Consider the following 13,989-nt stretch of genomic DNA (forward strand, 5'->3'; position numbering starts at 1 on the left):
CTAGTTGCCCTCCGGTGCCCGTTCAATCCCGACCAAATCCAGCAGCACGCCGGTCTTTCCGTGGCTGTCCTGCACCAGGAAGCTGCTTCCACGGTCCTCCAGGGCCAGAATCCAGGACCCCGGTGCAAGCTTGAACACAAACTGGCGGGTGTGCTCGTCCACCACGTTTTGCGGGCGGTCAACGGCAAACCAGAACGGGGTGGAGGCCGCTGCGGCCTTCGGGTCCACCGTGGCGCCAATGCTTTCCGCTGCGGCCGGAGCCGTCGTTTCAGCCCCGCCGGCCACCACTTTAGGGTTCAACATGGTGGCGGGTGCCTCCGCGGCGGCCTGTTCCGTCCCAGGCACGACGCCGGAGCTTGCCCCGGTGCCAGACGATGCTGCCGCTGCGCTTGCGTTGGGGGACGCCGCCCCGGCCTGGGCGGCAGGCTCGGCGTGCAGGGCAGACCCGGAGTGGGCTGCCGGCTCGGCATGCAGGGCAGACCCGGACTGCGTGGCAGGCTGCGCCTGCGTGGCGGGCTGCGACTGCGTGGCGGCCTGCCCTGGCGCGGAAGCTTCGGCTGGGACGGCCGGCTGTGCCTGTGTGGCAGGCTCGGCATGCGAAGGGGATCCGGGCTGGACGGCCGCGCCGGCAGCTGCGGCACTTCGCGTCGTTGTTGTCTCAGTGGCGGGGGTGAAAATCGCCCCGACCGGGGCGGCCGCGGTGGCCTGCGCGCCCGCGTTCCAACCATGCGACTGTTGGCCCTGAACAGGCTGGCTCACTCCAGGCTGGCCGGGCTGGCCTTGCTGCCCGGGCTGGGCCTGGGCGGGGGCGTAGGGACCGGCCTGGCCCGGCGGCCGTCCGGCAGCACCCGGGCCGGCCGGCAGGGCGAGCGCGGGCTTGGGCTTGGCGGGACGGGCGGCGGCGGGTTCGGCGTCGCGCGCCACCACGTGCGCGGAAGCGTCGGCGCGTCCCCTGAAGTCGGCGGCGAAAATGGGAATCCACTGGGCCAGCACGGTCGCCGAAAGCAGCACCAGTGCACCGATCAATCCCACCAGATAAGGGATGTGGAAGTTGGTGACTGTGCCAATGAAGAAATATGCCGTGGCGAAGGCGGCCACGACGGAGGCAAACTGGTCGGCTGACAGGGACCCGAAGCGGGGCTTGAGGGCGGGGCTCAGCCGGCGCACGGCAAACAGCACGCCAACAGCCAGTGGCAGCAGCATTCCAATGCCGATGAAGAAGAGCCCGCTGAGGCTCCACAGGTTGGCGGTAAGTCCGCTGCCAATGGCCAGCGGCAGCAACGACGCCACGAATATGACCAGCACGGCGGCCAGCGCTGTTATGTCACGCACGGTCAGCGGACCAAGGACGGCCTTGCTGATGTCCGGGCTCTTGCGCGTTGAGGCCACTTGGGCGGTTGACGCATTATGCTCTGTCATTGGCTAACTCCTTGAGTGTCGCGATTCCTGTCCAGCCTAGTGACCGCAGGGAGCCAAGACTAGCCAGCCACAGCCCCTTGGCCGCAAAAACTGCGCCAATGGGGAGCTCTGCCCATATCGCAAAATAGCGGCTGCGGGTGCATTTGAGCGCAGATATGACCCCGCTTGGCCCGTATTGTTGTGACCGCAAACACGTTAAACCCCGGCAGGCGATACAGTAAAAGCTGGAACACGACGTTGTGCCGCCACCACCACAACCGGGCACTTCCACCGTGCCGGAACCCATGGTGCGCAGCATCCGTATAGAAGGAATGAAGGGGTTAGAAGATGTCCGAGGACACCACCACAGCGGCAGAATCCAATGGCGACGCGCTGGAAAATCTCCTGACGGAAAACCGCCAGTTTCCGCCCAGCGCCGATTTCGCCGCCAATGCAGTCGTCAAGGCCGGGGAGTATGAGGCAGCCAACGCCGACCGCGCGGCCTTTTGGGGCAAGCAGGCCCGCGAACTGCTTTCCTGGACCAAGGACTTCACGAAGACGCTGGACTGGAGCAACCCGCCGTTCGCCACCTGGTTCGACGACGGCGAGCTCAACGCCTCCTACAACGCCCTGGACCGCCACGTGGAAGCCGGCAACGGCGACCGCGTCGCCATCTACTTTGAGGGCGAGCCCGGCGACACCCGCACGTACACGTATGCGCAGCTCACCGAAGAGGTCAAAAAGGCCACCAACGCCTTCGAGGCCCTGGGAGTGTCCCGCGGCGACCGCGTGGCCGTTTACCTGCCCATGATCCCCGAGGCGGTCATCACCCTGCTGGCCTGCGCCCGCATCGGCGCCATCCACTCGGTGGTCTTCGGCGGCTTCTCCGCCGAAGCACTGCGCAGCCGCATTGACGACGCCGAGGCCAAGCTCGTGGTCACCGCAGACGGCACCTTCCGCCGCGGCAAGCCCAGCTCCCTCAAGCCCGCCGTGGACGAAGCCCTCACCGCCCCCGGGCACACCGTAGAGCACGTTGTGGTGGTCAAACGCAACGGCGAGGACGTCAACTGGGTTGAAGGCCGCGACCTCTGGTGGGACGACACCGTCAGCACGGCATCCACCGAACACACCGCCGTCGGGCATCCCGCCGAGCACCCGCTGTTTATCCTCTACACCTCCGGGACCACCGGCAAGCCCAAGGGCATCCTGCACACCACCGGCGGCTACCTGACCCAGACGGCCTACACCCACAAGGCGGTCTTTGACCTGCACCCCGAGACGGATGTTTTCTGGTGCACGGCCGACGTCGGATGGGTCACCGGCCACTCTTACGTCACCTACGCGCCCCTCGTCAACGGCGCCACCCAGGTCATCTACGAGGGCACCCCGGATTCCCCGCACCAGGGCCGCTTCTGGGAGATTGTGGAAAAGTACAAGGTCTCCATCCTGTACACGGCACCCACGGCGATCCGCACCTTCATGAAGTGGGGCGAGGACATCCCCGCCAAGTACGACCTCTCCTCGATCCGTGTCCTTGGTTCGGTGGGCGAGCCCATCAACCCCGAGGCGTGGATGTGGTACCGCCGCGTGATTGGTGCGGACAAGGCCCCCGTGGTGGACACCTGGTGGCAGACCGAAACCGGCGCCATCATGATCGCCCCGCTGCCCGGCGTCACCTCCGCCAAGCCCGGCTCCGCCCAGACGCCGCTGCCAGGCATCGCCGTGGACGTGGTGGATGAGCTCGGCGCCTCGGTGCCCGACGGCCACGGCGGCTACCTGGTGATCCGCGAGCCCTGGCCCGCCATGCTGCGCGGCATCTGGGGGGACAACGAACGCTACAAGTCCACCTACTGGGCCCGCTTCGACGACATGTACTTTGCCGGCGACGGCGCCAAGAAGGACGCCGACGGCGACGTCTGGCTCCTGGGCCGCGTGGACGATGTCATGAACGTTTCCGGCCACCGCCTCTCCACCACCGAGATCGAGTCGGCCCTGGTGAGCCACCCGTCCGTCGCGGAGGCCGCCGTGGTCGGTGCCGCGGACGAGACCACCGGCCAGGCCGTCGTGGCGTTTGTGATCCTGCGCGGCTCGGCCGTGGACGACCCTGACATTGTCACCACCCTGCGCAACCACGTGGGCCACGAGATCGGCCCGATCGCCAAGCCCAAGACCATCCTGGTGGTCCCGGAACTGCCCAAGACGCGTTCCGGGAAGATCATGCGCCGCCTGCTCAAGGACATTGCCGAGGGCCGCGAGGCCGGGGATTCCTCGACGCTGGCGGACAACACCGTGATGAACCAGATCTCGGACTCGCTAAAGGCCTAACCCTTAAAAAGTTGTGGCGCGGTGGTCGCTGAATGTCAGCAACCACCGCGCCACAGTTTGTTAAAGCCGGCTTAGGGGCAGCCGCAGGAGCGGCGCACCACCAGCACCGAGGGGATGACAATGTGGGCGGGCCCGGCTGGGTCACGCTGACCCACCAGCGCGCCGACCGCGGCCGCTGCCATTTCGCGGACAGGCTGCTTGACGGTGGACAGCGGGGGCCAGCAGTACTCGGCATCGGTGGATCCGTCAAAGGAAACCATGGCCATCTCCCCCGGTACCGCCACGCCTGCCTCATTGAGCGCCCGCAGGATGCCGACGGCCTGCATGTCCGAGCTGGCAAAGACGGCTGTGGGCTGGCCGGCCGAGGCAAGCAGCCGCTTCCCGGCCGCATAGCCGCCGTCGCGCGTGAACAGGCTGCGGACAATGGGTCCTTCCGGCAGCCCGGCCGCAGCCAGCGCATCAAGCCAGCCAAGTTCGCGCCCGTCGGTGTCCCCCGATACATTGCTCCCCATTGCCAGGGCAATGCTGGTGTGGCCGTGGCCGATGAGGTGTTCGACGGCGGCCCTGGCGCCCGCCCGCAGATCCGTGCCCACCGTCGCGAACCCAGCCGCGTGCCTGGTTGTGTTCAGCAGCACCGCTGGTATGGACGCGGCCTGGAGTTCACCCAGGTCAGGGTCAAACAGGTTGCTGGCCAGCAACACCCCGTCCACCTGCCGGGCGGCCAGGTTGCGGATGTGGGCGCGTTCCCTGTCCATGGTGCCGTCCGAGTTGGTCATCAGGACCGCGTACCCCAAAGCCCTGGCTTCCTCTTCGACGGCGTGGGCCAGCTCGGTGAAGAACGGGTTCCTGGTGTCGGGCACCACCAGGCCCAGGAGGCGGCTGGAGCCCAGCTTCAACGCCCTGGCCGCGGCATTGGGGCGGTAGCCAAGCACGGAAATGGCCTCCCGCACGCGGGCCTCGGTGGCCGGTGAAACGTTCTTCGGCCCCCTGTTGACCACATAACTGACGACGGCGGCGCTGACGCCCGCGTAGCGTGCCACATCCTTGCGTGTCACCGCTGTGTGCGGGGGTCGCGCCGCCGATTCAGTCATGGTGCCAATGCTAGCTACAATTGCGCCGGCGCAGCGCCAAAGTCGTTGATCGGCAGGCGCTCACCTCCACGCAGGGCTGATTCGTGGGCCACGATGCCGGGCAGGGTGAAGCGCGCCGCCACCCAGGCATTGACAGGGGGCAGCGTGCCATTCTTCACGGCGGTGACGAAGTCATCCGCCAGGAAGTGGTGGCTGCCTTCATGGCCGTTGGGTGCACCGGCGTATTCGCCGGGCAGCCTGGACACATCATGCACCTGTGCGTGGCCGGACATGAACGCGTCCCTCAGGGCGGGGGCAACATGGGCCAGGGAGGCGTCGTCGGCCTCCATGGTGGCGTGGGTGGCCAGGTCCGCGGAAATGTCCGTAACGGATTCCTTGTCCTGCCAGACGCTGACTTCCGCCAGCTGCTCCAGGCTGGCCTCGGTGCCGAAATAGCGGAAGCGCGATTCGCGGATGTGGCAGGGGTAGCCCACGCGCCGCATTTCGTTGATACGCATGGCGCCGCCGTCGTTCAGTTCAAACAGCGCCGTGGCGTTGGAGAAGTCATTGTTGAACTGGCTGACGTCCTTGTCGAAGACGCCGTCGGCGCGCTGGTCCTTCACGCCGATGCAGCTGACGCTGACGGCGTGCGAGTCAATGGCGCCAAGGACGCCGCCCACGGAGTGTGTGGGATAGAGCATGGGCGGGTAGCTGGCGGTGCTCTTCCACTGCTCGCCGCCGCTGTATTGGTAGGCCTCGTAAAACCCGAGGTCCATGTCGTGGACGTAGTCGCCCTCGGCGTAGAAGACACGGCCGAATGCCCCTTCGGCTGCCTTGCCCCGTGCATAAACCGTGGCGGGGTTGTAGTAGCTGGTTTCACCCATCATGTAGGTCAGTTTCGTCTCGCGGACCGCATCGATGATGTTGGCGATCTCCTCCTCGGAGACGGCCATGGGAACGGCAGAGTACACATGCTTGCCGGCGCGCAGGGCCTTGACCACCAGCGGCCCGTGGGTCCAGCGCTGGGTGAAGATGGCGACGGCGTCCACATCGGATGCCAGCATGGCGTCAAAGTCAGCCACAGTCCCGTCAAGGGAGAGGCGCTCATTTAGCTCGATGGCCCGTTCCGGCAGGATGTCCGTGACGGTGACGCCGGAGACATCCGGGTGCAGCTTGTAAAGCTTGGCAAACTGGCCGGCAAACTGGCCAGCTCCGACTATTCCAATGGTGACTGACATGGGGAACCCTTCTGGTGACGTGGAACACTGCTCCACGAATACTCACACAATTATCTACTCGTGTCAATCATTGAATTATCTGCATTCGCCTCGACTTTTCGGCACACAAATTAGTTGTTGCACATCAGAATTTACTCGTGTAGATTCCTCAATTACGTGTTATCTGCATCACAACCGAGAAAGGAGCCCGCCGATGGCCACCACCGAAATCCCGGCGCTCACCCATACCGCGGCCCCGGTCCTCAAATCCGGGCGACGCGGCAAATCCGACCTCACCACGGCCTTGATATTCATTGCACCGGCCATGGTGGGCTTCATTGTGTTTTATCTGGTCCCCACCATCCGCGGCCTGTACCTCAGTTTCACCAGCTACGACCTCTTCGGCAGTCCCGTCTGGATCGGCCTGACGAACTACGTGAAAATCGCACAGGACAAGTTGTTCTGGAACGCCATGGCGGTCACCGGCGAATACGTGGTGATCAACATTGTTTTCCAGACCATTTTTGCCCTGGGGCTGGCGCTGCTGATGTACCACGTGGCCAAGTCCACACTGGTTCGCGGCGCGCTCCTGCTGCCGTACCTGATTGCCAATGTGATCGTGGCGCTGCTGTGGTTTTGGATGCTGGATTACCAGATCGGCATCGTCAACCAGGTGATCGAATGGCTGGGACTGCCCCGCGTCGCCTTCTTCGGCAGCGGAACCTGGGCCATTCCCACCATCGCCTTCATCAACGTCTGGCGCCACATGGGCTACACGGCGCTGCTGCTCTTTGCCGGCCTGCAGGCCATCCCCCACCATGTCTACGAAGTTGCCGCGCTTGACGGCGCCGGCCCCTGGAAGACGTTTTGGAAGATCACGATGCCGCTGCTGCGCCCCGTCATGGTGCTGGTCCTTGTTGTCACTGTGATCGGTTCCTTCCAGATCTTTGACACCGTGGCCGTCACCACCGGCGGCGGTCCGGTCAATGCCTCCCGCGTCATCCAGCTGTACATCTACGACAAGGCGTTCACGGAGCAGGACTTCGGCTACGCGTCGGCGCTTTCCGTCATCCTTTTCGCGATCCTTGGGGTCGTGGCATTCCTGCAGATGAAATTCCTGCGCGGCAATGAATCCGAACTGGGCTAGGAGCACCACATGACAACTACTCAACGTCGCGAAGCCGTTCTGGCCGGCCCCGCAAACCGGGGCACCCGCCGTCGGGCATCCCCCACCGGGCACCCGCGGCGACCCGTCAGCTGGGGCCGTGTCAGCGCCTGGGCGGTCCTGGTCCTGGCCATCCTGGTGACTGTGGTCCCATTCCTGTGGATGATCCGCACCGCACTCTCCAGCAACCACTCCCTCGCGGCAAACTCCGCCAGCCTGCTGCCGGCCGACTTCAGCTGGGGCGCCTTCAAGCGGGTGTTCGGGATGCAGAGCCCCGAAGAGGCCATCGCGCAGGGCGGCTCCGGGGCGGCCATCAACTTCTGGCTGTACCTGCGCAACTCATTCGTGGTCTCCACCATGATCACGGTGGCCCAGGTCTTCTTCAGCGCCCTGGCCGCCTACGCCTTCGCCCGTCTGCAGTGGCGCGGCCGGGACAAGGTGTTCACGCTGTTCCTCGCCACCCTGCTGGTCCCGCCGATCTTCACCGCACTGCCCAATTTCCTGCTGATCAAGAACCTGGGCCTGCTCAACACCTTCCTCGGCATTGCCCTGCCCACCATGCTCATGACGCCGTTCGCCATCTTCTTCCTGCGGCAGTTTTTCCTGGGCATGTCCCGGGAAATGGAGGAGGCGGCAAAACTGGACGGGGCCAACCACCTGCGCATATTCTTCCAAATCGTCACCCCCAACGCCGTGGGCCCCATTGCCACCCTGTCCCTGCTGACCTTCATCGCCGCCTGGAACGACTACTTTTGGCCGCTGCTGGTCGGCCAGGACGAGAAAGTGCGCGTCCTCACCGTGGGGCTGAGCGTCTTCAAGTCCCAGTCCCCCCAGGGCGCCCCCGACTGGAGCGGGCTCATGGCTGCAACGCTGGTTGCCGCGCTGCCCATCCTCATCCTGTTCCTCGCCTTCGGCAAGAAGGTGGTCAACTCCATCGGATTCTCCGGCGTCAAGTAGCACGCACCACCTCCACCAAGCAGCCCCGGCACCACACCCTACGAAAGGCCCCGCCATGAAGAAAACCCTCGCCACCGCCACCGCACTGGCCGCCGTCGCCCTGTCCCTGACCGCCTGCGGAGGCGGGTCATCCGCGTCAGCCAGCGGTGAAATCAACTACTGGCTGTGGGACGCCAACCAACTCCCCGCCTACCAGCAGTGCGCCACGGACTTCCACGCAGCCAACCCGGACCTGACCGTCAAGATCACCCAGCGCGGCTGGGACGACTACTGGTCCACCCTGACCAACGCGTTTGTCGCCGGCACGGCCCCGGACGTTTTCACCGACCACCTCTCCAAGTTCCCCGACTTTGTGGCCAAGCACCAGCTGCTGCCGCTTGATGAGGCCGTCAAGACCGACAAGGTGGACCTGAAGCAGTTCATCCCCGGCCTGGCCGACCTGTGGGTGGGCCAGGACGGCAAGCGCTACGGCCTGCCCAAGGACTGGGACACCGTGGGCCTGTTTTACAACAAGGCCATGACCAAGTCCGCCGGCCTCAGCGACGCGGACATGGCCAAGCTCAGCTGGAACCCGGACGACGGCGGCACGTATGAGAAGGCGATCGCCCACCTCACCGTGGACAAGAACGGCAAGCGGGGCGACGAGGCCGGCTTCGACAAGACCAAGGTGGCCGTCTACGGGCTGGGCCTGGCGGGCAGCGGCTCGGGCCAGGGACAGACGGAGTGGAGCTTCCTGACCGGCACCACCGGCTGGACGCACACGGACAAGAACCCCTGGGGTACCAAGTACAACTACGACGACCCGAAGTTCCAAAAGACCATTGCCTGGTGGGCCTCACTGGCCGACAAGGGCTACATGCCAAAGCTGGAGACCACGGTCGGCGCCTCCGTGGCCGACACCTTCGGGGCCGGAAAGGCTGCCATCAACACCAACGGCGACTGGATGATCGGGCAGTACTCCGGCTACAAGGGCGTCCAGGTGGGCATCGCACCAACCCCCACCGGCGTTGACGGCAAGCGCTCCAGCATGTTCAATGGCCTGGCGGACTCCATTTCCGCCTCGACAAAGAACCCGGCCGGCGCCACCAAGTGGGTCGAATACCTCGCCTCGCCCAAGTGCCAGGACGTGGTTGCCGGCAAGGCCGTGGTGTTCCCCGCCATCAAGACCTCCTCGGACCTGGCCGAAAAGGCCTTCGCCGCCAAGGGCACCGACGTCAGCGCGTTCACCCAGCAAGTCAAGGACGGCACCACCTTCCTGTTTCCGATCACCGACAATGCCGCCAAGATCGACGCCATCATGAAGCCGGCCATGGACTCGGTCGTCGCCGGCAAGTCCCCCGCCAGCTCCCTGACGGATGCCAACAAGCAGGTCAACGACCTCTTTGCGAAGTAGCCACCGGGCAACAGCAACCCGCCTGGGCCGAATGTTACGGCGCCCGCCCCTCCCGGGGGCGGGCGCCGCCGTTTCGGGCGCCTTCGACGAAAGCCCGCGCCAGCTCACAAGGAAAGCCTTTTCCGCAGGCCTCCGGGACATGACTTCGCCATCCAAGGCCACAAAAGCGTGATCGAAATGTTTCTCTTTTGCACTTGACGTTTCTTTTTTGTAGTTTCATGATTGATTCATGTGATCCACTTCACAGGCTTGTGCTTTCAAGGGAGAAATCATGTCTATCAACGAAGAACGGTCTGCCAACGGCATCATCCGCCCCGGTTTTGACCGCCGCACCCTTTTGAAGACCCTCGGCGTCGGCGCCGTGGGCGCAGCCGGCATTCCGTTGCTGGCTGCTTGTACCGGCGGCTCGGCCCCGGGGGCGTCGGCGTCGGCGTCAACGTCGCTGACGTTTGGTTCGGGGTCCTCGGACGATGTCCCCAAGGCCGCGTACAAGGCAGTCACGGATGCGTTTACGGCCAAGACCAAGGACAAGGTCACCACCAACGTGGTGCCCCACAACGACTTTCAGAACAAGATCTCCACGTACCTGCAGGGCAGCCCGGATGATGCGTTCACCTGGTTCGCCGGCTACCGCATGCAGTACTACGCGGGCAAGGGCCTGCTGGCCCCCATTGACGATGTGTGGGGGAAGATCGGCGCGAACTTCTCCGACGGCATGAAGAAGGCCTCCACGGGCCCTGACGGCAAAATGTACTTTGTGCCCAACTACAACTACCCGTGGGGCTTCTTCTTCCGCAAGAGTGTGTGGGCTGAGAAGGGCTACGCGGTGCCGAAGACCTTTGATGAGCTGAAGACCCTGTGCGCGAAGATGAAGTCCGACGGCCTGGTCCCGATCGAGTTCACCGACAAGGACGGCTGGCCGGCCATGGGCACCTTCGACTACATCAACATGCGCCTGAACGGCTACCAGTTCCACATGGACCTGACGGCCCACAAGGAATCCTGGGACCAGAAGAAGGTCAGTGACGTCTTTGACACCTGGAAGGCGCTGCTGCCGTACCAGAACCCGGCGGCACTGGGCATGACGTGGCAGGACGGCGCCATCAACATGGGCAAGAAGAAGTCCGGCATGTTCCTGCTGGGCTCCTTCGTTACCCAGCAGTACACGGACAAGACCATCCTGGATGACATCGACTTCTTCCCGTTCCCGGAGATCGCGATGGAGGGCCAGGACGCGGTGGAGGCACCCATCGACGGGCTGCTGCTCTCCAAGAAGGGCGGCAACAACCAGGCCGCCCGGGACTTCCTGGCGTTCATGGGCAGCCCCGAGGGCCAGGACGCCTACGCCAAGGTGGACCCCTCCAACATTGCCACGGCCAAGGGCGCGGACACCTCCACGTTCTCGCCGCTGACGAAGAAGTGTGCCGAGACCATCGCCAACGCCAAGAGCATCAGCCAGTTCTTCGACCGCGACGCCCTGCCGGCCATGGCAAACAACGTCATGATCCCGGCCCTGCAGGGCTTCATCAAGGACGGCACCATCGATGTGAAGAACCTGGAGTCCCAGGCCAAGGCGCTCTACGCCGCCCAGTAACACCCGTGTGGTGGTGGCGGGCGGTTCCCTCCGCCCGCCACCGCCGCCGCAATCGCCACCTGCAAGCAATCACTGCGAGAAAACGAGTTTGCCGCCATGAGCACGCCAACCGAACTTTCCGATTCAGCCCGCCGCGGCTCCCACGCCGGCCAAAAACCACCAGCGCGCCCCCGCAAGCCCGGTCGGGTGCGACGCCTGTCCCGGCGGGACAAGGTGGTCCTTGGCATCATGGTGGGCATCCCCACGCTGGTGCAGCTGGCCTTTGTCTGGATTCCCACCCTGCTTTCGGTCTTCCTGTCCTTCACCCGGTGGAACGGGCTGTCCCTCTCGGACATCCGGGCCGCCGGGGTGGCAAACTACAGCTACGTCTTTACCGACAACCCAGCGTTCTGGCCGGCCGTGCAGCACAACATCCTGTGGCTGCTGTTCCTGGCCGTAATTGCCACCCCGCTGGGCCTGCTGCTGGCGGTGCTGCTGGACCAGCAGATCCGCGGCTCCAAGATCTACCAGAGCATCTTCTTCGTCCCCGTCATGCTCTCCCTGGCCCTGGTCGGCATCATCTGGCAGCTGTTCTACCAAAAGGACAACGGCCTGCTGAACTTCCTGCTCGGCACCGCCGGCACCCCGGCAGCCGTTGACTGGTTCGGCAACTCCAGCATCAACATCTGGGCTGCCCTGGTCGCCGCCACCTGGCGCCACGCAGGCTACGTCATGATCCTCTACCTGGCCGGACTGAAGGGCGTGGACGCTTCCCTCAAGGAGGCCGCGTCCCTGGACGGGGCCAACGCCACCCAAACCTTCTTCCGCATCGTCTTCCCCGCCATGGCCCCCATCAACATCGTCATCGTGGTCATCACCATCATCGAATCCCTCCGCGCCTTTGACGTGGTCTGGGTCATCAACAAAGGCACCAACGGCCTGGAACTCATCAGCGCCCTGGTCATCACCTACCTCATCGGGGAGGGCCAGTCCATCGGCATCGGCTCCGCGTTCGCCGTCATCCTGCTCGTCATCTCCCTGGTCCCCATCACCATCTACCTCTCCCGCACCTTCCGGAAGGAGAAGTTCTAATGTCTGCTTCCACCACCACAAGGCCCGCCCGCCCCGCCACAGGCCGGACCGGCCACGGCCGCAGCCGCCCCCACTACGGCACCCACCTCTTCCTCACCGTCATGGCCGTCATGTGGATGGTCCCCCTGGGCTGGGCCTTGTTCACGGCCCTGCGCCCGAAGGCTGACACCGACAAGTACGGCTACTTCAGCCTCGGCGGCGCGTTCAACTTCGACAACTTCGCCACCGCCTGGACCCAGGGCGGGTTCCCGCGCTACTTCATGAACTCGCTCATCATCACCATCCCCACCATCATCCTGGTGCTGCTGTGCAGTTCCATGATGGCCTTCGCGGTGAGCCGGGTGAGCTGGAAATTCAACGTCACCCTGCTGATCATGTTCACCGCCGGGAACCTGCTCCCGCCGCAGGTGCTGGCCACGCCGCTGTTTGAAATGTTCAAGCTCATCCAGCTCCCCTACTGGTTCAGCGACTCCGGCAGCCTCCTGAACACCTACCTCTCCGTCATCATCGCCAACACCGCCTTCCAGATCGGCTTTTGCACCTTCGTGCTCTCCAACTACATGAAGGCGCTCTCCGCGGACCTGACGGAGGCGGCACTGGTGGACGGCGCGGGGATCTGGCGCCAGTACGTCTCCATCATCATGCCCCTGTGCCGGCCGGCCATCGCCGCCCTCGCCACCCTGGAACTGATCTTCATCTACAACGACTACTTCTGGCCGCTGCTCTTCATCCAAAGCGGCGACAGGCTCCCCGTCACCACCGCCATCAACAACCTCCAGGGCACCTTCCTCTCCAACTACAACCTCCTCGCCGCCGGCGCCACCATCACCGTCATCCCCACCTTGGTCGTCTACCTCGTCCTGCAACGCCACTTCGTCGCCGGCCTCACCCTCGGCTCCAGCAAGGGCTAAGCGTCGCGGATGAAATCTTCACAGCACATGAAAAGCGGGGCGGGCGATCCCCTCCCCCGAACAGAGGAGGTGCCCATGCTTGCCGACGTCCGCCGCACTGAAATTGTGGCCATCGTGGCGCGTGAACGCGTGGCGCGGGTCGCCGACCTGGCCGAGCTGCTCGGCGTCTCCGTGGTCACCGTCCGCCGGGACATTGAGGCCCTGGACGACGCCGGTCTGGTCCAGAAGATCCATGGCGGCGCCAAGCTGCCGGGCGATGCAGGCACCCACGAGCCAGGCTTCGAGCTCAAGTCCACGCAAAGCACCCAGGAAAAGAAGGCCATCGCCCAGGCAGCCGTGCAGCTGGTCCACGACGGCATGGCCATTGGTCTCAGCGCCGGCACCACCACCTGGGCCCTCGCCAAGGCGCTGAGCTCCCGGAAGAACCTGACTGTGGTGACGAACTCCGTCAAGATCGCCGATGTCTTTCAAGGTGCCGGCTCGCGCGTGTCGGTGATTCTCACGGGCGGCGAGCGTACGCCGTCGGACGCCCTGGTCGGTCCCATCGCCACCCAGTCGGTCCGTTCCCTGCACCTGGACATCCTGTTCCTGGGCGTGCACGGGGTGGATGAGGTGGCTGGCTTCACCACGCCGAACCTCCTCGAAGCCGAGATGGACAGGGCCCTCATCGAGGCGGCCCGCCGGGTGGTGGTGCTGGCCGACCACAGCAAGTGGGGCACAGTGGGCATCAGCACCATCGCCGCCATGGAGGACGTGGACGAGGTCATCAGCGACGACGCCCTGGGCCTGGAGGCACAGCGGATCCTGCGGGAGCACGTTGGCAAGCTCCGGCTGGTCGGCATCGCCACGCATTCACCCGAATCCTTGGCCGCACAGTCTTAACCCACC

The 13,989-nt window shown here is 64.7% G+C and carries 11 protein-coding genes; 8 read left to right on the forward strand and 3 right to left on the reverse strand.

What is annotated here, in order from left to right; all coding sequences use genetic code 11:
- Positions 1 to 1,419, reverse strand: coding sequence for a hypothetical protein (locus LPN03_RS00940; RefSeq protein ID WP_262452619.1), 1,419 nt, complete (start codon positions 1,417 to 1,419; stop codon positions 1 to 3).
- A 327-nt stretch (positions 1,420 to 1,746) separates the two neighbouring features.
- On the opposite strand from LPN03_RS00940, the gene acs reads away from it, so the two are divergent.
- A complete protein-coding gene (gene acs, locus LPN03_RS00945; protein ID WP_165182981.1) occupies positions 1,747 to 3,723 on the forward strand; it encodes an acetate--CoA ligase in 1,977 nt (658 codons plus the stop codon).
- Between the two features lie 71 nt (positions 3,724 to 3,794).
- Here acs and LPN03_RS00950 read toward each other — a convergent pair whose 3' ends face one another.
- Entirely contained in the window at positions 3,795 to 4,814 is a 1,020-nt protein-coding gene (locus tag LPN03_RS00950; RefSeq protein ID WP_165182982.1) for a LacI family DNA-binding transcriptional regulator, read from the reverse strand.
- Positions 4,815 to 4,828: 14 nt separating this feature from the next.
- Positions 4,829 to 6,031: a Gfo/Idh/MocA family protein gene (locus tag LPN03_RS00955; RefSeq protein WP_262452623.1), complete on the reverse strand. Its 1,203-nt coding sequence runs from the start codon at positions 6,029 to 6,031 to the stop codon at positions 4,829 to 4,831.
- Positions 6,032 to 6,224: 193 nt separating this feature from the next.
- Between LPN03_RS00955 and LPN03_RS00960 the strand changes: the two genes are divergently transcribed.
- The 7 genes from LPN03_RS00960 to LPN03_RS00990 all read left to right on the forward strand — a co-directional run bounded on the left by LPN03_RS00960 (position 6,225) and on the right by LPN03_RS00990 (position 13,983).
- Complete coding sequence (locus LPN03_RS00960; protein WP_165182984.1) at positions 6,225 to 7,157, forward strand: carbohydrate ABC transporter permease; 933 nt, start codon at positions 6,225 to 6,227, stop codon at positions 7,155 to 7,157.
- Between the two features lie 9 nt (positions 7,158 to 7,166).
- Positions 7,167 to 8,132: a carbohydrate ABC transporter permease gene (locus LPN03_RS00965; protein ID WP_262452625.1), complete on the forward strand. Its 966-nt coding sequence runs from the start codon at positions 7,167 to 7,169 to the stop codon at positions 8,130 to 8,132.
- Positions 8,133 to 8,187: 55 nt separating this feature from the next.
- On the forward strand, positions 8,188 to 9,525 hold the full coding sequence (locus LPN03_RS00970; RefSeq protein ID WP_262452626.1) for an ABC transporter substrate-binding protein: 1,338 nt from the start codon (positions 8,188 to 8,190) through the stop codon (positions 9,523 to 9,525).
- A 271-nt stretch (positions 9,526 to 9,796) separates the two neighbouring features.
- Complete coding sequence (locus LPN03_RS00975) at positions 9,797 to 11,119, forward strand: ABC transporter substrate-binding protein (RefSeq protein ID WP_165182987.1); 1,323 nt, start codon at positions 9,797 to 9,799, stop codon at positions 11,117 to 11,119.
- A 96-nt stretch (positions 11,120 to 11,215) separates the two neighbouring features.
- Positions 11,216 to 12,190 (forward strand): carbohydrate ABC transporter permease, encoded by a 975-nt coding sequence (locus LPN03_RS00980; RefSeq protein ID WP_262452628.1) that lies wholly within the window; start codon positions 11,216 to 11,218, stop codon positions 12,188 to 12,190.
- Entirely contained in the window at positions 12,190 to 13,101 is a 912-nt protein-coding gene (locus tag LPN03_RS00985) for a carbohydrate ABC transporter permease (RefSeq protein ID WP_262452629.1), read from the forward strand. Before LPN03_RS00980 ends, LPN03_RS00985 begins: the two co-directional genes overlap by 1 nt.
- 75 nt (positions 13,102 to 13,176) lie before the next feature.
- Complete coding sequence (locus LPN03_RS00990) at positions 13,177 to 13,983, forward strand: DeoR/GlpR family DNA-binding transcription regulator (protein ID WP_165182990.1); 807 nt, start codon at positions 13,177 to 13,179, stop codon at positions 13,981 to 13,983.
- Positions 13,984 to 13,989: the final 6 nt, after the last annotated feature.

Source organism: Arthrobacter sp. A2-55, from assembly GCF_025548615.1.
GTDB classification, from domain to species: Bacteria; Actinomycetota; Actinomycetes; order Actinomycetales; family Micrococcaceae; genus Specibacter; species Specibacter silviterrae.